The organism is Actinospineispora eucalypti, from assembly GCF_039543365.1.
Lineage (GTDB): Bacteria > Actinomycetota > Actinomycetes > Mycobacteriales > Pseudonocardiaceae > Pseudonocardia > Pseudonocardia eucalypti.
On record NZ_BAABJP010000019.1, the window covers coordinates 203757 to 225091 of the forward strand.

At 71.1% G+C, this 21335-nt stretch carries 1 protein-coding gene (only partly in view); it reads left to right on the top strand.

All 21335 nt of this window come from inside a single coding sequence — locus tag ABEB12_RS20285, MFS transporter (RefSeq protein ID WP_345702983.1), on the top strand. Of the gene's 104610 coding nucleotides, 74410 precede the window and 8865 follow it; the stretch shown corresponds to coding positions 74411–95745 — codons 24804 (partial) to 31915 (complete); the first complete codon in view begins at position 3. Both the start codon and the stop codon lie outside the window.

Consider the following 21335-nt stretch of genomic DNA (forward strand, 5'->3'; position numbering starts at 1 on the left):
CGCTCGCCCGCTTGCTCGCGGCCGACGCGCGCTGGCGGGTCGGCCCGCACGACGGGGAAATCGCCTCGGCGCACCGACGGGTACGCCGGTTCGCCACCGAGCTGTGGGTCTCGCCCGAAACCCGCTCGTTGCGCGGGGCACTATCGCTGATCAGCACTCGCCCCTGGCTGGGCCTCACCGCGCTGGCCGCCCGGTACGGGGTGGCCGGGTATCAGGCGCAGCGCCGGATGGACAAGTTCGTTGAGGGGGGCCTGGTCGAGCGGCGCGGCGGCCAGGGCTGGGGGACCGTCCGATACCGGATCAACGACGAAGGGCTGGCCCTCTTCGCCGAGATCGACAATCGCGGGGTGATCCGGGACGAGGTCTATCGGCTGGTGCTCGGCGGCATCGACCGGCTGCTCGGCACGCCCTTCGCGCAGGACATGGGGCATGTCTTCCGCCTCATCGACGCCCTGCTCGAATTGCGCCAACGGCTCGCCGATCCGGCCGACCAGCACCGGGCGCGGTTGTTGGCGTTCGTCGCGGAACACCCTCGGGCGACGCTGCCGCTGATCGCCGCGACCGGCGTGCCGGCCACGGCCGGCCGGCTCGCCGAGCTCGTCGCGTTTGGCTTCCTCGTCCGCGACGGCACCGAGTACACCCTGGCCGAGCACGGTCCGCGGCGGGCACCGGACATCGAGGCGCCCACGGTGGACACCGTGCTGCGGATCATCGGCCGGGTACCCGGGGTCCTGGTGGCCGAGCTGGCCGCCATCACCGGCCTGACCCGGTCCCAGTTGGACCCGCTGATCGCCATGCTCTCGGATCTGGATCTCGCGGTGACGGTCCAGCTGCACAACTACGGGTACAACTACGGTTGGCGCGGCCTGTTGCTCACCGCCCGCGCGGTCGCGCTCCTCTCCGGTGCCCCCGAACGCAGCCTCGACCTCCCGGTCACGGTGTACCGCCACGAGCTCCGCGCCCGGTTGGACGCCATGCCGGCCAGTCAGACAGGCGAGCAGGCGGACTTCTTCTCGTTCGCCGACCTGTTGGGCCTGCTGACCGAACCGATCACGCTGGACCAGCTGCTCGAGTTGGCGATCGCCCGATTCACCGGCGTCGCGCCGGCCACCGTCGGTCTTGGGCTGGCCGAGCTGCTCCGGCTGCGTATGGTCGGTTACGACCGCGACGAGTCACCCCGCTACGCGCAGTTGCCCGACGTCTCCAGGGCGCTGCGTGCATTGCCGGCATTCGGCCGGGCGGGAGACGAACTGGCGGAACTGCTCGACTCGACGCCGGCCGGCCGCGCGGATGACCTCGAGTCCGCCCTCGACTGGGTCCGGACCGCGGCGGAGCCGCGCTCGAGCGAGGTTTTCACCAGCATCGACGCCCTGCTGCGCGGCATAGGCGAGGGGCTGGGCCGTGAGCGAATCGCAACCCTCACCCCGCTCGGCCGGGCCGATCTCGATCAGTGGCTGGCCTGGCTGATGGACCGGGGTCTCCTCGATGCCGGCCCCGGGGGCGACTACCGGTTGACCGACCTGGGCACGGAGCTGCTCGACGCGGCTGGCGCCCAACAGACCGATCTGCGCCGGTTGCTCGGCCTGGAGTTCGCCTCCATGGTGGCGGCCACCCAGGCGGAACTGGACGCCGCGCTGACGCGGTATCTCGACCTCCGGGAGGGCCGGGCGTCGACCCCGCCGTGGCGGACCGTGCTCCAGGAAATTGCCGACCGCCCCGGCATGTCCGGCGGGTCGGGACTGGACTGGTTCGTCGGCTGGGGCCTGCTGACGCCGACGGGTGACGGACACGCGCTGACCGACCGCGCGATCGGCCTGCTTACCGACCTGGACCAGCGCGCGAAGGTACGGAGCACCGCCCGCCGCCGGCTGCTGGACGCGCTGCACCAGTTGCTCGCCGCGCCGGCGGACCCGGAGCTCGCGGTGGTCCGCCGTGCCCTCCAACGGGTCCTGGGACAGCTCGGCGTCATACCGCGGAGCGTGGAGCACGAGCCCGTCCCGGTGGCGGACCTGTTCGCACTCGTGGATGCCCGGCCGGGGATCGCCTGGCAGGAGCTCGCACCCATGGTCGGGGTCGAGAGTGAGGCGTTCCGCTTGCTGCTCGCCGACCTCGCCGACCTCGGCCTGATCACCGTGGCCAGGTCCGATCGTCGAGGCTCCCGGCTGCTCTACTCGCTGCCCCTGAAGGCCACCGCGATGTTCGCCGACGTCGCCGCCCGCGCCGAGGTCGCCGACCTGGTACTCGGCGAAGCGCTGGAGCGGTTGGCACACGCGCTGACCACCGATCTCGCCGTCGGCCGGCACGAGGTCTCCTATGTGCTGCGCGTCGCGATGGCCGAGGTGCCGAGCAGCCCGATCTATCTGCCCCCCGGAGACCGCGTCCGGTTCTCGTTCCTCGACCTGGTGCGGCTCCTCGCCAACAACCCCGGTATCACGCTCCGGAAGCTGGTGTTGCAGGTGCACGTGCTCGGTTCGCCGCTGCGCCCCGCCGTGCTCCGAGACGGGCTGTCCGCGCTGCATCGCTGGGGAGTGCTGAAAGTGGGAGGCCGAGGGCAAGGAGGCCTGTATCTGCACCCCCGCGCCGTGTTGCTGGCCAAGCCGCAACCGCGCGGCGCGGCGCGAGAGTTGCGCGACCAGTTGGGCGCCGTCTGGCTGGGTGAGGACCAGCCGATCCACGGCATCTTTGCCGCGCTGGGCCCGCTCACCGGGTCCGCCCCGCGCCCCGAGGACCTGGCCAAGGTGTCGTTGCTGGACCTGCTGCGCGAGACCGCCGCGCGCGCCGGGGCCCCGCCAACCGTGGACGAGCTGCTCCGAGTGATCCCGCTGGAGCCCCGCCAGCTGACCCTGCTGCTCAGGAACCTCGCCAAGCTGCCGCGGCTGCTCGAGGGCAGCACACAGCCGGCCGACCAGCGGACGGCCCACCGGGTCGGCCATCCCAAGAACAGCTACCTGCTGTCCGAGGAGGCGGAGCGGGTACTCAGCCTGCTGGACCAGTTGGCCGATATCACCCACCTGCCGCTCCGCACCGCGCTGCGCGACCTCGACGAACTGCTGGACGCGGACGTGCGGCTGGCCCTCGGCCCAACTTACGTCGAGATCGAGGCCGCTCTCGGGCGGGTGCGGCGGCTGGTGGAGGCGCCCAAGCACTCCCCGCCATCACCAGCCGGTGGCGGCATTACCGCCCGGCCGGTGCGGGACAAGCACGAGGCGATCGTGGGCCTGCTCCAGCCCCATGTGGACGCGCGGGACGGCGGTTCCCGCCAGCACACCCGGGTCGCCAAGGTGGACTGGACGGAGGAGTTGGCCGAGGCGTTCGCCGGGATCGGCTTGCCCGGCTTCGCCGAGGGGACGATCGCCTACACGGTGCCGGACAGCCAGGGCCGGCCGTGGTGGGTGGAGTTCACCCAGGTCCGGGAGGAGACCGACCGGCTGATCCGGTACGGCTTCCTGGACGCCGACTTCAACCGGCAGCGGGACGAGCACGAGGCGCTCCACTCGCGGGGCAAGGCGCACTGGGACGGCCACGACGAGGAAGCGGCCGCGATCGTCGCCATGCGGGACGAGGCCCGCGCGCGGATGATCGATGCCACCGCGCTGGCCCTCGACGAGGTGACCGGGCTGCTGGCCGAGGTGAATCGGCGGCTGACCGGCACCGAGGATGATGAGCTGGCCGAGCTGATCACCCGTGCCGGGTCGCGGATGACCGACGCCATGCATTGGCTCGGCCCGTCCGGGCGGGATCGCTCGAACCCCACATACCACCCGGTGATGGCCATGCGGCTCGACGTGGTGCGCAACGTGTTCGCCCGCGTGCTGGCGGACTGGGGGAGGCGATACCGCAACGTCGAGCACCCGGGTGGCTGGTTCTGGCGGGTCACCCTTGAGCTGTTGCCGGGGCTGCGCGGCACCCTTGGTGACGTGGACCTGACCGACACGGTCAAGGTCCTGCGCCGTGTGTTGGGCGGGTCGTTGGGCGACGAGACCGTCGTCGAGCTGCGAAAACTGCTGCACCGGCCACCCGCCTGGATGCGCGTTGCGTTCGCCAGCAACGGCACCCGGCCGAGCTGGTTGGACGACCGGCCGTGGCGCGCGATGTCATTGCGCGCCCGGCTGCTCGTCGCGCTGCTCACCGCCGCGACCGACGCCGCTGGCTGGCTGGTCGAGCTGCCTCAGTCCGGCCGCGACCAGGACATCCTGCGAGGTCTGCTGACCGTTTTCACCGACTCGAGGCTGGCGCCGACGGCGGCCGCGCTGACCGCGCTCTGGGACGGGCTGCCCGAACAGACGGTCGTCGACCAGCGGGCGAAGTTCCTGAACGCCTGGATGGGCCTCGGCCACTCACTGGCCGGCATCGCCCAGGCGCTGATCGACCTGCGGCTGGTTGACGAAGCGGCCGCGCGGCTGGCCGGGCACACCAGTGACGAACAGCTCAAACGGGCCGAGGACGAGCTGCTCCGGCTACCCGGCCAGCACGTCGGAGAGCTGGTCGGCGCCGATCTGAACGAGGAGCTGCCACCGATCGAGCTCGAGCCGGGCACCGCCAGGTACCGGGCATTGATCAACTACCACGACGTGAGCGAACGCCTGCTGCTGGAGTCGTTCGCCCGGTACCTGGAGACGGTGCAGATCACCGACGGCGACGAGATGGTCGCCTCGGTGGCATTCCGGCAGGCCGTGCGCGCGGCGTTGCGGTCGACGTACGTGGCCCGTGAGCACACCCCCAACACGCTGGAGCGCACGGTTTCGGCCTCGGATCCGGTCAGTCGCCCCCACCCGGACGTGCCTGTGATCATCGGGGAGGCGTGGCACCCGGTGGAGGAGCTGGACCTCGGCCACGAGGAGGCGTGCGGCTACTCCTGCCTCGCGATGGTCGGCGGCCTGGCGCAATACCGGCAACACGCCCAGCACTACCTGTTGCACCCGCACATCGTGGTGATCTACGCCTGGCACCGCCGCGCCGACGGCAGCAAGGGCCCACGGCTGGCCCGGATCTCCGCGATCGTCACCGACCGGGGCATCCTGCCGCTGGACCACGGCCAGTCCAACAACCACGACCTCAACTTCGGCCCGTTGTTCACCGAGTACCTGACCGCGTGGGCGGCCAGGGCGAAGCTGCCGCTGCTGCTGTCCGCCGAGCCCAACCCGTACAACACCTACTACGACCCCGAGATGCTCCCCATCCCGGCCGGTGCCGAACTGACCGTGGAGACGGTCCGGCTACCCGGCTATGGCGACCGGTCGGTCACGATCTTCACCGACCTGTTCGGCCGGTCGGTGGACTTCCCCAGCACGCACAGCTTGGCAGTGTGGCGTTGGGTCCCGCCGACGATGGCCGACACCGGCGACGCGGTCCCGGCGCACGCCGACCAGGTCGGGCTGCTGCGCGCCAAGCTGGACGAGGCGGAAACCGCCATGGGTGAGTTCGCCTCCCGTGCCTTGTTTGCGGAGCGGATCGAGATCTGGCGGGCCGTCGAGCTGATCTTCGGTCAGGTGATCGACAGGCTCAGCACGGTGCCCGACGATGCCGCCGCGGAGATCTCCGAACGGCTGGCCGAGCTGGTGGACGGCTGGTCCGCGCTGGCCACCGTGCTCGACATCGCGCCCGCCGAGCGCAGCCTCCGGCGGTGGCTCACCGACCGAGGCCGGGCGGTGGGCGGCCTGCCTGGCGTGTTCGGTCTGTTCGGTGCCGACCCGGTGGTCCCCACGCGGCACGTCCAGTTCGTCAGCGAGCCCACCTCCTTCGGGGCCGTTATGGAGCTCACCGTCGTGGGGGCGGTACTGCTGGCGGCGGTGGTGCTGATCACCATAGGCATCCTCGGGGTGGTTCACCTGGTGTGGCAGAAGCCCGAGACCGAGGCGGCGCCCACCCTCGCACCGGCACAGCCGGAGACCACCGGACCGCCGGCCGATGTGGTGCACCGGCAGGTGCGCATCCGTGCCGAGCTGGCCCGGCTGGAAGCGAACCTGGCCGCGCTGGAGGCGCTTCGGCACACAGCGGTGCTCGGTGAGGCGGCACAGCGCCAGTACTGGGACCTGCGGGCCGACCGGGTACGGCTGCTGACCCATGCCGAGGACGTCGACGCGACGCTGGCCGCGTTCGCCGCGCTCGGGCCGGTGGACGACGCCGGCGCGGTGGAACGCGGGTACGCCTTCCGGGCACTTGCCCGGGCCGCCGACGACGTGGTGTACATGCTGTTCACCCGGCGCCCCGAGGACTTGCCGAGGTTGCTGGACGATCCGCCGAGCCAGGCGCACTGGATCGCGCTGGCCGTCGCGTGGGCCCGCGTGTTGGCGTCCGCCGGCAGGTTGGACGAGGTGGTGGCGCTGGCCGAGAAGGCCGAGACCGTGCCCAACTGGTTGCTGCCGGATCTAACGGCTCGGGCCGAGGACTTCGTGGAGCTGCGCCGGCGCGCGGGGGTGTACGGGGTCGAGCTGCCGTCCGCGCCGCTGCCCCGGATGCTCGAGGTGTCGCTGCTGCCGCCGAGGGACATGGTTGTGTACGGGTCGCTGCGCGGATTGGTGCGCGGCGGCGCCACGTGGGCGGCTGTGGCTTCGACATTCCGCTGGGAAGGCTCGGCGCGGATCCAGGCCCTCTGGATGGCCGCCCGCGTGGCCGAATGGCAAGCCCCGGAGACCCAGCCGATCGCCGACCCGGCCGTGGCGGGCTGGGCCGAGTGGTTGGCGGCGGCCGAGACGGTGGCTCGGCGCTCCACTACTGCCGACCAGGCCAACGACCACGTCGGCGTCGATCCCGGGGTGAGCTCGCACAACATCCTGGCCCAGCGGCTGTTGACCAGCGCCCTGGACTCCGTGACGAACCTGCGCGAGTGGTTTGCGGCGTTGCCGGCCGAGTATCGGGCCGTCGGCTCGCTGACCTTGTCCGGCGCGTTGACTGCCGAGTCGTCCGAGGCCGAGTACCCGGACTATCTGTCCGACGTGGCGATCGCCTTCGCCGGCACCTCGGCGACCGCCGCCTACCGGGAGGTCCTCGCCAGGGCACACGACCCGGAAGACCGGCGTGCCGACCTGCTGAACGTGCTGATCCGGCAGGTGCTCGCGCGCGGTGAGCCGGACGCGGACCTCGCGGTTGCCCTCACCACCGCCGCCAACCCGGCAGGTCGGCTGCCGCGCGAGGAGCTCATCGGCCTGGGGTTGGCGCCGGAGCAACTGCTCACGCTGGCGCGGCTGTGGGTCGACCCGTTGCCGCGGCGGCTGAGGGATCCGCTGAGCGAGCTGCTGAACCGGGCGCTGCCCACCGAGCCACCGAACCCCGCGCTGCCCAGCGAGCGGGTGGTGCGGGCCTGGCGGGAACTGGCCGCCACGTTCGTCGAGCTGGCCCCCGAGCTGTACCGGCACGACCGGATCGACCCCGCCACCTGGTACCTGGAAACGGCGGTCGACATGCTGCGGATGCCGACCGAGGACGACGCGGTGGCGGTGTTCGGCGGCCTCGCCGCCGGGGCTCGTTCGGCGTTGCTGGACTCGCGGCTCTGGGCGGCAAACCTGCCATGGCCGACCTCCGACTCGGGCATCAGGCTGAACGGGAAGCCGGCCATGGTCGGGGTGCTGCACGACCGGGTCCTGCTGGAGAAGCTGGCGAAGCGGACCGTGCGGCCATGGGTGGGCCGAAACGCGGCCTACCCGCATTTCGCGGTACTGGGCGTCTGGTGGGACGACAACGGGCGCCGGGGCGGCGACCCGCTGGCCTACCTGCCCGTGCTGCGGACCCCGCTCGGGTTGCTGCAGGTCGGCCCGATCGAAGTCACCTCGGCGGGAACCGAGGACACCTTCGCTCTCATGCTGCGCGCCTACGCCGCCCACCTGGTGCTCGAGCACGATGTCCAGCTGCTGGTGCACCGGCCGTGGGGCCTGGACGACCTGATCCCGCGGAACAGCTCACCGGCGGGTGAGTACACCCTGACGCTGCCGCTGGACGGCGTCAACCGGCTGGCATTGCCGGACGGCACGGAGCTGGGGCTGCCGGGCGAGCTGACCGTCGTCGGCTACCGTCCCGCCCGGTTCGGGGCGCTGTCCGGGCAGCCCGTGAAGGGCGAGCAAGCGGAGTCGCTGGCGAAGATGCTGGCCGAGCTGGCTGTCGACACCCTGCACCAGCCCAGTGCGCGGTGGCGCGAGCTGCTGGGCATCCGGTTCGACCCGGCCCTGCCACCCGTGGTGTTGGTGTTGCCCCCTGGACCGTTGGAACTCCTGGCCGACGGCCATTACGGCGTCCAGGTCCGCGACATCTACGCCACCACGCTGCCGGACCGCCGCCTGGTGCTGGTGTCGGAGCCGCTGCTGCAAGAGGCGGAGGGGATGCTGGCGCTGGCCGAGCTGTTCACCAACCAGCCGCCGGGCGCCGGCATGACCAAAGTCGCCGAAATACTCGCCGAGTTCGACACCGTGAAACCGGTCGAGGACTGGTTGCCCGAGATGCTGCGGCACGAGTTGCTGGAGCATTTGGCCCGCGAGGACGACGGCGACGAGCAGAGCCACGAGGACGACCGGGCGCGCCTCGCCGACTGGTTCACCGAGCTGCGTAAAAAGCACCGGCGGCTGTTCACCGAGGGGGTCGAGCTGCTGCTCACCGACCTGGCTGTGGCGTTCGCCGACCGCGGCCGGCCGATGACCGACGGCCGGGTGCCCGATGAGCTGGCCAGTGCGCTGCCCGAGGTGGCGCGCCTGCTCGAGGAGTGGTTTGCCGCCCAGCGCACGGCCGACATCGGTCCGAGCTTCCGTCACCGGCTGCTGGCCATGACCGTGGATGACGATCTCGCCGACTGGCTTGCCCTGGTCTCGAACGCCATCACCAACCGGGAGACACCGGTGCACGAGCTGACCGACAAGTTGTCCGCGCTGCTCGACGACACCAAGGCCACCCAGGTCCGCGCCCTGCGGGCGCTGCGCCTTCTGCGGCGGGTCGGTGCTCGAGATCCATCCACGGTGGAGCCTTCGGTCCAGTTCCTGATCGACCTTAACCGTGCGCTGTTCCAGCGCACCCAGCGGCTGACCAGCCTCATCCGCGAGCTGGCCGAACCTCGCGGCCCGGCCACCATCGAGCACACGCGGGTTCGCGCGCGGCTCAACTCGCTCGAGCGGACCATGGCCATCGCATGGAATCGGCACGACCGCGGCCAGGCGGAAGCACTCAACCAGGTGTACGCGGCGGCGGATCAGCTGGACTTGGCCGAGCGGCGGCTCGACGAGTACCCGCTCGGGCTGACGGCCGCCCGGTTGGCACACGCCGTCCAGCGGTCGTGGAGCGGGATCCGGTCCGCACACAACACGATGGACCCGCTGGTCCGTAAGTCCAGGCCCGAGCGGGTGATCGGCGTGCTGGGGCGGCAAGGCCCAATGCCGCTGACCCTGGTGGCCAAGCTGTTCAACGGGGCCGACCCGGAGGAGATCCGCCGCGAAACCGCGGGTCAGGCCCGGGTGGACGAGGACGGATATCTGCGGCTGGCCCCGCCCGGTGACGACACCGGCCCGGAAATCCGCTGGGGCGGCGGCCCGGCGAGGGTGATCGGCTGGCTGGTCGGGCTCGGCACGCTGGTCCCGCTGTTCCTCCAGCTGGCCGCCGAGTTGGCCGGCGCTGTGACCAGCGCCGCCCCGCTACGACCCGCGGCACAGGCCAGCACGTCGTCCGCCGGCTGGGTCGGTTGGGTGGTCGCGGCGATCGGCGTAGCGCTGGTCACGTTCGTCGTAGTGCGCCTCTACCTGCGGTGGCGCGATGTGGGCAGGCAGATCGTCCTGCGCGCCGAGCTGCGCATGCTGACCGACGATCTGGCCGACCTGTGGCGGCGGGCGCCACACACCGAGCTGAGGCAACGGGACCTGAACGACCTGAACGACGGGCGCGCGGACCTGGTACGCCTGTTGGCTCGCGCGGGCATGCTGGGCGAGGCGTTGACGCTGTTCGGGCAGATCACGGACGTCATGGCGGTGCACCGGGCAGCGCCGGACCTGGTGGCGGCATGGCGGGCCGCTGGACACCCGGCCGAAGCCCTGCCGGCGCTGCTCCCCACCCCCACTCACGTCGACGCGGTCGACTACGGCGCCGATGGCGGTGGGCCGTGGCCGGTATTCGCCTCCGGCAGGGGAGGCGACTTCCCCTTCGACGTGTTCTTCGACCGGTGGCGGCTCCGGCAGGCGGCCGAGTGGCAGCGGGACCTGCCCACGCGGTGGAAAGACCTGTCGCGGCTCACCCCGGCCACGGCGTTGGGTATCGCTCGGTTCGAGCGCCGCGCCGGCCACCGTGCCGCCCGGCGGGCGCAGGTGGTGACCGGGTTGGCACCGGCGGGCGCGCCGCCGTCCGCCACCCTCGTCAGAACGGCCCGGCGGCTGCTGCGCAAGCCGGGCACCCTCCCAGCCAGCTGGCGAGACCCGGTGCTGACGGCACTGTTCGACTCGGCCCTGTCCGTCGAACAGGCTCGGTGGCTGTTGGACACGGTCTCGCCGATCCGCGAACTGCCGGAGTTGACCGACGCCACCGAGGGGCTGGTCGAGCTGGCCCGGTTGGCCGCCGACCCGGAGTTCACCGAGCTACGAACCGAGCTTTATGCGCTGCTGTTCCGGCTGCTGAGCTGGTACCCGTCAGCCCGCGAACCGATGGTGGCGGCCTGGTTGCGGCTGGTCATCGCGGCGGTGCGCACCGCGCCGGCCCGCCCCGGCCCGCACCGAGGTGCGTCCCCGGCCGGCGAGCTGACCGACGCCTGGTACGCCCGGATCGCCGAGCAACCCCGGGGCGTACACCGGGTCGCCGCCGCGCTGGACGCCTTCGCGAGCGAGCTGCTCGGGCCCGCGCATCGCCCGGCGGGCGATCTCATGCCACTGCGCACACTGGACATCGAGGGCGAACGGGTGACCGTCGGCGCCATCACCGACCCGTTTGCGCTGTCCGGGCACCCGGCACACCCTGACGAGATCACGCTCGGCGTGTGGTCGGCCAGTGGCCGGGCGCTGGGCAAGGCCCGGGTGCTGGTGGTCACCGGTGGGGTGCTGTCGCTCGGCCCGGTTGACGGGGTTCCGCCGGCCGCACCCGCGCTGCGGGCCTATCTCGCCGAACGGGCCACCGGGCGCGGCCAAGGCCTGTTCGAGCTGCGCGCGATGCCCGAGGCCTGGCTGGTCCCTGCCGGCACCGAAGACTCGAAGCACGGGTACGCCACCGCCCGCCCCGCCGGCTGGTACCAGCTGGACACGCTGGCCGGCCCGATCGTCCTGGTCGACCCGATCGGCCCGGTCCGATCCAGCTGGTCCCCCAGCTCGGCCCGTGACCCCCCGAACCGCCTGACCAGGCTGCTGCGCTGGATCTTCCGGGCACTGGCCCTCTCGCCCGCGTTGATGATCATCAATGCGGGCTCGGCATTCGCCGACACGCTCGGTGTGCGCGAAGGTGTCCGCGGACCGACCGGTGTCCCGATGACGGTGCTGGTCGGGATGGGCGTGCTACTTGTCGTGCTGGTCCAGCTGGCCCGCGCTCACTTCGCTCTCGCCCGACGGTTGGTCACCATGCGAACCGACTCCGCCCGGCTCACCGACGAGCAGCGTCGGGAGATCGACGTGACGGTGCGCCCGATCGGCCGCGCGCTGGTCTCTGCCGAGGAACGCGCGGTCTACCACGGCGACCCGGACGGCTACTCCCCGGCGTGGCTGGCTCGGGCGGAAGAGGCCGTGCTGGAGATCCTGGCGGCCGACTTCACCGCCGGGGAGATCACGGATGTGGTACGGGCAGCCATCGCCCGTTGGGTGACCGACCTGGACGAGCGGTACCCGGCCGAGCTGCACGACGGCGAGCTGGCGCTGCGCGAGCTGATCAACGGGGAAAGGCCGGCGCTGGCAGCGGTGATGCGCGAGCTGCCTCGGTACGGCGCGTTGGCCCCGGAGGTGCTCGGGCACCGACGCGACCAGACCGTGTGGGTGGTGAGCCACCAGGACGCCGCTGACAGGTTGCGTGCCCGAGGGATCGACCCAGCGGTGTTGGAAGTGGTCCCGTTGTTCACCGCCGGTGGGGAGACGGTGATCACCGACTGGTGGGTGGGCCACCTGTGGTTGTTGACACATGTGGTGGACATGCCGGCGGGCGAGAAGTTGTGGGACTGGTTCGCGGAGGCGGTGGACCACGAACGGCGGTTCCACGCCACCCCGGGTGCCGATCAGACCGGTCACCGCGCCGACCGGGAACGCCTGGCGGAGCCGTTGCTCCGTGCCCAGGCGCTGCTCCGCGCTCGGCTGTCCGAGGACGCAGACGGCCCACTCGATCTGGCCAGCCTGGTCGGCCGCATGCTGGACGACGGTGACATCCCGCTCGTGTTCGAGCAGGTGAAGCCCATCGCCGACGTCACCGGCGAGTGGGCGCCGGGCGCGGGTTGGCCGACCGCGCGCGGTGGGTTGTGGGCATCCTTCGGGCGACTGTTGGGTGCCCGCACCGACGCGACGCGGCGCGCGGCGGCGATCGGCCTGCTGACGCGGCTGGATCGCCTGATCATCGAGTTCGGCCGGCTAGCCGAGGAGGAGCACCCCCACAGGGATCTCTCCACGCCGGACGAGATCCGTGCGGTGCTGACCGGTGTGGCGGACTCGCTCGGCCCGGACGGCTTGTTGGCGGTGCGCTCGGAAGCGGCCGGCGTGCTGGGCGCACCGAACATCGCGCCGGTGCTGCACGCACTAGGCGAGCTGGGTGCCCGCCCGGCGGTGCATTCCGGCGCCACCGTCGGGTCGCTGATGAAGCTGCTGCGCACCTGGGCCGGGGACGCGCTGGGCCTTACCGGGCTGTTCGGCCGTCAGGCCCGGGCGCCGGGCAGCGGGGCGACGTTGACCAACGCCCGGCTGCTCACCTCGGAGTGGGCGTACGCGCTGCGCGCGTTCGACGATCAGAACTACGGCGCGGATCACCACGCCGCCGGCATCGAGAAGATCGAACACACCGGGCCGGACGGCCGGCTATTGCTGCTGGGCTACCGCTGGGACCAGGCACCGGAGCAATCCCGTGACGTGGCCGAGCTGCTAACCGACGAGCTGCGGCTCGCGGCGGCGGGGGCCCGGTTCCGGGTCCGATGGCACCGGGGCGGGTTCGACCTGACGGTGCCGACGGTCTGGTACGACGGGCCCAGGCTCATCAAGGCACGCCGTGCCATGCGCGGCCTGGGACTGGTACGCCACACCATCCTGCACGCCACCGAACCGGCCAGCCACGAACACCACCGGCCCTCCGACAACTCGTGGGATGTCGCCGACCCGGAGCTCGACAAGGTCATCACGATCGCGGTGATGCACGCGCACACCCCGGTCGGGGCGGCGAGAACAGCGACGCTGCGCGTGCGGGGACCCCCCGGATACGCCCAGGCGCTGGTCATCCTCGCCAAGCTGCTGGTGCAACGCTGGCTCGATCACCAGGCGGACGCGCGGGTCGGCGCCCCGTTCGGCTTGCTCGCCGGGATCGACGGACTGCGCAGCACGTTCACCGGTGCCCCCGGGATGCTCGACTACACCGAGGCCGACCGTGCGGTGGTCGCGGCGGGGCTCGATGAGCTGGCCCGCATCGACGAACCGACCGCCGGGGTGCTCGCCGAATGGCGGGAGGTACGACGGGTCGGCTCACGCATCGTGTTCACCAGCGACGGCGCGACCGGGCGGTGGTTCGCCAAGGTCGACGCCCAGCTCACCGAGGAGATCGCCGAGTTCCGGTTGCGTGCCGTCGGTGGCTGGGTACGGGTGCTGCGCAGCGGTACGGGCGCCGATGACCCGGAGGTGCTGGCCGCCGTCCTCACGCGGGCGCACGCCAACGAGCTGCTCGCCGGTGAGGCCGCTGGGCTGGCCTCGGCGGCCTACTCCGCGCGCATCTCCCTCGTCCGGCGTGGGCACACCCCGCCCTGGCAGCTGATGCGCGCCGAACTCGTCGCCCGCGAACTGGCGCGCGAAACCCGGATGCTGGTCCGGTTCGACGAATGGGTGCGCCACCGCCTGTTGCTGGCGGCCGCCGAGCGCCACCTCGACGCTGACGGGCCGACCCGGTTCGACGAGGCCGCCGATCGCCTCGCCCAGGTGCGCCGCTACCTGGGCGACCCGTCGGTGCCCCGGCACGACGTGTTGTCCGAACTGACCGAAGCCGCGCTGCGCCGCCTCGCCGACGAATACGCGTCCATCGACGACCCGGACGGCACCGGCTCGCTCGCCGACCGCATCGGCACGGTCCTGGACCGCCGCGCCGCCCACCAGCTCCCGGCGCCGACGCCAGAAGCGCTGGCCATCCTGCTGCGGGCCGACCCCACCGACGGGTTGTTGGAAGCCGATCACGCCGCCCTGCTCATGCTGATCGCTGGATCCCGGGACGAGCGCGTGCCGGCGGGCGCGGGCTCCGTCGAGCGGGACCGGGAGCTGATCACCGAGCTGCACCGGGCGGCGCGACACCTGGCCGAGGTGTTCGCCGAGGCGGGTGTGCGCGAAGCCTCGCCCACCGGCGTGATCGCGTTGCTGCGCGCGGTGATCGACCGGCCCGGGACGCTGATCGCGAAGCTGCGCGACAGAGGGCTACCAGGGTTGTCGGAGCACGCCGGCCGGAGGGTGTTGTACCGGCTGGCGCAGGCCGGGTTGCTGCGTATCGAGCCCGGCGGGGACGTCTACCCGAACCGGGAGCTGACTGCGCTGCTGGTACGCACCGGAGTCATCCCCAAGAGCCGCCCCACACATGGCAGGCCGGCTGGCATCCCGCGTCGGGCCGATGTGCCGGAGAAGGCCATGGGCGCCACCTTGGGCGCGCTGGTCGAGGCCGATAGCCGGGGCCTGACCGTGGCGGAAGCGGCCATCCCCGATGTGGGGCGCGATCGCGTTTCGCGCCAACTGCAGGCGTACGTCGACTGGGGGCTGGCCACCGAGTCCTACGACGTCCCGGGGAGCCGCGTCATCCGGTACAGGGTGACGGCGGACGGCCGGGCGGTGTGGGTGGCAATTCACCGGCCGGCACCCCGCCCCCATCCAGCGTGGGACGGGCTTTCGGACTGGTTCGCTAGCACCCAGGTGCCGACGGCGCTCACCCTCGGCAGGGCGCGCGTCAAGTCGCTGATCTGGTCGCTGCGCGCCGATCCGAACAGCGGATTGGCCCCACGCCCGGAACCCGCCGCTGGCAAGAACTCGCTGCTGCACCTGCTGACCAAGATCGGGGCGGAAGGGAGGATGACCCCCGACGAAGCGGCGGCTGTCACCGGGCTCCGCCCGTCAACCAACGGAAACCGGATGTACGCCTTCACCTACCCGGAACTGGGGCTGCTGGTGCTGGGCAAGAACGGCCGCTTCCAGCTCTCCTGGCTGGGCAGGTACATCCTGGACGAGCTGGCCCGCCGGGCCGATGAACCGATCTGGGAGTACCAGCGGCTACTGGACGACCTCGCTGACCTGCTGGGCGGGTCTGCGAAGCTCGAACTGGGCGGGTCCGCCTTCGTGAGACTTGAGCAGGCCCTGGGAGACGTCGTCCAATACCAGGCCGCGCTGCTGGGCGTGCCGCCGGACGTGCTGCGCAACGGGCCGTCGGCGCCCCGGCCAGACACCGGCGAGCAGGTCGTGCCGGACGATCCGCCGGTCCGCCCCGCCGACGTCCGCGGGACGGCCGACGCCGAGCACCACGACATGGTGTTGGACTCGGCCGAGCTGGATGGTTTGCCGGAGGCCGATCGCTCCGCGCTGCTCGCGCTGGTCGCCGCCCACCGGGATGACCGGGAACATGAATTGATCATCCGGCTGCACCAAGCGGCGCGACAGCTGGCGGGACTGCGCGCCGGACTCCCCGGGGTGATCGCGGTGCTGCGCCCGGTGACCGAACGGCCCGGAATGGCGCTCGAAAACCTGCGCGACACCGGCTTGCCCGGGTTGTCGGAGCACACCGGCCGGCGGGAGCTGTACCGGCTGGCGCAGGCCGAGTTGCTGCGCATCGATCCCGGCGACGACATCTACCCGAACACGGAGCTGACCGCGCTGCTGGTGCGCGCCGGAGTCATCCCCGAACCCCGGCGGAAGGTGGGCAGGCCGGCGGGGATCCCGATCCGGGCCGATTCACCGGAAAAGGCCATGGGCGCCACTTTGGACGCACTGGTGGAGGCCGGTGAGCGGGGCCTGACCTTGGCGGAGGCGCTGGCGTTGGTCAGCGGGTTGTGGCGCGCCGTCGTATCAGCACAGCTCCAGGCGTACGCCGGCTGGGGTCTAGTCACCGAGACCCCGGTAGCGCCGGGCCGTGTCACCCCCCGCTACAGGGTGACGGCGGACGGCCGGGCTGTGTGGGCGGCAATTCACCGGCCGGCACCCCGCCCCCATCCGGCCTGGGACGAGCTCGCGGACTGGTTCACGAGCACCCTCGTACCGAAACCGGTCGCGCTCGGCACGGCGCGCGTCAAGTCGCTGATCTGGTCACTGCGCACCGAGCCCGACAGTGGACTGGCTCCACGCCCGGAACCCGTCTCCGGGAAGAACTCGCTGCCGCACCTGCTGACCATGGTCGGCGCCGAAGAAGGGGGACTGCTCCCCGATGAGGTGCAGGCGGTCGCCACCGGGCTCCGCCCGGTGGACAACCGAGGGCGCATGTACGCCCTCACCCAACCGGAACTCGAACTGCTGGTGCTGGGCAAGAACGGCCGCTTCCAGCTCTCCTGGCTGGGCAGGTACATCCTGGACGAGCTGGCCCGCCGGGCCGATGAACCGATCTGGGAGTACCAGCGGCTACTGGACGACCTCGCTGACCTGGCCGGCCGGACCACCAAACTCGAACCGGGCAAACCCGGCTACACACAGCTCGAGCAAGCCCTGCGCGACGTCGTCAGCTACCGCACCCAGCTGCCGCGCAACGGGCCATTGGCGATCCTGCTGGCCACAGGTGAGCAGATCATGCCGGACCAGGCCCGCCGGGAGCTGATCGAGCAAGGCATCAACAAACTGGGCAGCCAGCCGGTCGACGCCGACGACTACGCCCGGGTGCGGGCCGCCAGCAAGAACTGGTCGGACGACATCGAAGTGCGCGTCGTGGACGGACTCAACCACTGGTTGGCCAAGAACGACGCGGCCGATCTCGGCGTGCTCATGTACTTCCGCAACGAGGACGGCCGCCGGGTCATCTACCTGGACAAACACGTGCTGCGCGAGCTCCACTCGCTCGATCTCGCCCAGCGCACACTGCTAGCCGACCGAGAACTCGCCCGCGCACACGGCGTCACCGAAAAACACCTACTCAAGATGCCGCTGCCACGGACCCAGGTACTGATCGACCTGATCACCGGCGCACCGAAGGCAAACCGGCGAAACCACATCAACCAGCTGTTGACGGCCGCCGAAATCCATCTCGCCGCCGCTGAGCCGACCCGGTTCGACGAGGCCGCCGACCTGCTCGACCAGGTCCAGCGCTACCTGCGCAACACCTCGGTCTGGCTACCCAGCGGGTTGCGTCAACGGATCGAAGCCGCAGTGAGCAACCTCGGCGCCGGGTACAGGTCCATCGACGACCCGGACGACGTCCGCTCGCCCGCCGACCGCATCGGCACGGCACTGTACCGGCGACACATCCACCGACTCCTCGCGCCAACGCCCGAATCCCTGGCCATCCTGCTGCAGGTCCGCCCCGCCGACATCCGCAAGACGGTCGACGCCACCGCGCACCTGCCCTGGGCCCGAGGACCCGACGGCGGCGACACCGTCGCCTACGCCGGACAGATGCTGGCCGCCCAGCTCCAGGACCCGGCGGAGCTGGTGCCGTTCTTCGTCGACGAGTTCGTCGATGGAGGCGGAGCGCCGGAGGGTGTCCCCACCTACCCGGACTCCGTCGACGACCCGCAGGCGGACATCGGGTTCCGGCAGGTCCGGGACGAGCTGGACCGCATGCCGGAGGCCGATCGCTCGGCGCTGCTCGCGCTGGTCGCCAGCCACCAGGCCGAGCACAGGCCGGTGTGGGTCGGTGACCGATCGGGCAGCGGCGCCGCCGAGCGGGAACGCGAACTGATCATCCGCCTGTACCGGGCGGCGCGGCACCTGGCGGGGCTGCCCGCCGAACTCACCGCAGTGATCACGTTGCTGCGCACGGTCATCGAGCGGCCGGGAACACTGGTCAACAGCTTGCGCGGCACCGGCTTGACCGAGTTGTCGAGGCACACCGGCCGACGGGAGCTATACCGGCTGGCGCAGGCCGAGCTGCTGCGTATCGATCCCGGCGACGACATCTACCCGAACGAGGAGCTGACCGCGCTGCTGGTGCGCGCCGGAGTCATCTCCGAGCCTGGGCGCAAGCGGGGCAGGCCGATGGCGACCCCCATTCGGGCCGATGGTCTGGAAGAGGCCATGGGCTCCACCTTGGAGGCGCTGGTCAAGGCCCGTGGCCGGGGAACGACCTCGGCGGAAGCGGATCTGGCCAATCCGGGCGTTGGGTACGCCGGCGTTTCGCTCCAACTCCACGCATATGCCGACTGGGGTCTGGTCACCGAGTCCTACGACGAGCCGGGGAGCGACGTCATCCGGTACAGGGTGACGGCGGACGGCCTGGCGGTGTGGACGGGGATTCTGCGGCCGGCGCCGCGCTCCCACCCAGCATGGGACGAACTCGCGGACTGGTTCGCCAGCACCCTGGTGCCGACGGCGCTCACCCTCGGCAGGGCGCGCGTCAAGTCGCTGATCTGGTCACTACGCACCGACCCGGACAGCGGGCTGGCCCCGCGCCCAGTGCCAGTCGCCGGGAAGAACTCGCTGCTGCACCTGCTGACCGTGGCCGGGCAGGTGGAAGAGGGGAGGACCCCCGACGAGGCGGCGGCCGTCGCCGGGCTCGACCCGAAGGTCACCCAAAAACAGATGCGCGCGCTCGCCCACCCACGACTGGGGCTGCTCGCGCTGCTCGACGACGGCCGGTACCAGCTCTCCAAGCTGGGCAGGGACACCCTGGCGGCGCTCGCCCGCCGCGTCCACGAGCCGATCTGGGAGTACCAGCGACTGCTGGACGACCTGGCTGACCTAATGGGCGGGTCCGCAAAGCTCACCTTGAAGAACCCCGCCCTTGCGCAGCTCGAGCGGGCACTGAGCGACATCGTCAACTACCGCGCCGAGCCGCTGGGCGTGCCGCCGGACGTGCCGCGCAACAAACCGTTGTCGTCCCGGCCGGACCCGACCGGGACCCGACCCGAGCCGGATGACATATCGGAGGCCGCGCCCGGCGACGAGGTCCATCCGAACGAGCACCTGCCCGCGCTGTTCGTGCGTGCGGGGGTCATCCCCGAAACCCGGCGCAAGCGGATCCCGGTCCGGGCCGACGCGCCGGAAGAAGCCATGGTCGCCACCGGGGAGAGTTCGTCCCTGCACCTGCTGACCATGATCGGGTCGAGAGAAGAGGGGATGAGTCCCCAAGAGGCGGGGGCGGCCATCACCGGGGTCGACTCGGAGGTCACCCGAGGGCGCATGTACGTCTTCGCCGAAGCGAAATGGGGCCTTTTGGTCCGCTATCCCGACGGCCGCTATCGGCTCACCCTCCTGGCCGAGGACATCCTGGCCGATCTGGCCGGGCGCGCCACCCAGCCGATCCGGGAGTATCAGCGACTCCTGAACGACCTCGCTGACCTGCTCGGCAGGCCCACCGAACTCATCCGGGGCGAGCCCGACTATGAGCAGCTCAAGCACGCCCTGCACGAGGTCGTCAGCTACCGCGCCCAGCTGGCGCCCAACGGGCCGTTGGCGATCCGGCCGGCCACCGGCGAACAAGTCATGCCCGACCAAGCCCACCGGAAGCTGATCGAGCGGGGCATCGACCAACTGGGCAGCCACCCGGTCAACACCGACGACTACACCTTGGTGCGCGCAGCCAGCAAAAACTGGTCAGACGACATCGAAGTGCACGCCGTAAACGGACTCAACCACTGGTTGACCAAGAACGGAGCACCCCACCTCGGCGTACTGATGTACTTCCGCAACCAAACCGGCCGGCAGGTCATCTACCTGGACAAACTCGTCCTGCAAGGCCTGCGCTCCCTCAACCTCACCCAACGCACCCTGCTAGCCGACCGAGAACTCGCCCGCGTGCACGGCGTTCGCGACCAAGATCTGCTGAAAATGCCACTGCCGCCGACCCAGGTACTGATCGACCTGATCACCGGCGCACAGAAGGGGAGCCGGCCGAACCACGTCAACCAGCTGTTGGTCGCCGCCAAACGCCATCTCACCGATGGTGGACCGACCCGGTTCGACGAGGCCGCCGACCTACTCGACCAGGCCCGGAACTACCCACGCGACACCTCGATGCCACTACCCGACGAGTTGCACCAACAGATCGAAGCCGCGATAAGGGACCTCGGCGACACGTACGCGTCCATCGACGACCCCGACGACGTTCGCTCGCCCGCCGACCGCATCGGCACAGCGCTGTACCGGCGACACATCCACCGACTCCCCGCCCCGACGCCCGAATCCCTGGCCATCCTGCTGTGGGTCCGCCCCGCCGACATCCGCAAGACGGTCGACGCCGACCCGTACCTCACCTGGACCCAGAGACCCGACAACGGCGACACCGTCGCCCACACCGGACAGATGGCATCGGACTTCGCGTTCCGCGACGAGCTGGACCGCATATCGCAGGCCGATCGTTCGGCGCTGCTCCTGCTGATCGCCAGCCACCAGGGCGAACACGCGTCCGCCTGGCTCGGTGACCGCTTGGGGATCGGTGCCGCCGAGCGGGAAGGTGAACTGATCACCCGGCTTTACCTGGCGGCACGGGACCTGACGGAGCTGCGCGCCGGACCAACCGGGGTGATCGCGTTGCTGCGCACGGTGATCGACCGACCGGGATCAATGATCAACAAGTTGCGCAACACCCACCTGGCGGGGTTGTCGGAGCGCGCCGGCCGGCGGGTGTTGTACGGGCTGGCACAGGCCGAGCTGCTACGCATCGAGCCCGGCGACGACGTCTACCCGAACGAGGAACTGAGGGCGCTGTTGCTGCGCGCCGGAGTGGTTGCCGAACCCCGGCGCAAGCGGGGCAGGCCGCCGGGAATCCCGAACCGGGCCGATGTGCCGGAAGAGGCAATGGGCGCCACCTTGGGGGCGCTGGTCGAGGCCGGCGAAAGCGGTCTGATCGTGCGAGAGGCGCATGCGGCCAATCCGGACGTGGGACAAAGCAACGTTGCGCGCACGTTCCGGGCGTACGTCGACTGGGGGCTGGCCACCGAGTCCTTCGATGTATCAGGGAGCAGCATCCTCCGATACACGGTGACTGCGGACGGCCGGGCGGTGTGGGCGGGGATCCGCCGGCCGGCGCCCCGCCCTCATCCGGCGTGGGACGAGCTCGCGAAATGGTTCGCCAGCACCCTGGTACCGACGTCGGTCAGATACGGCAGG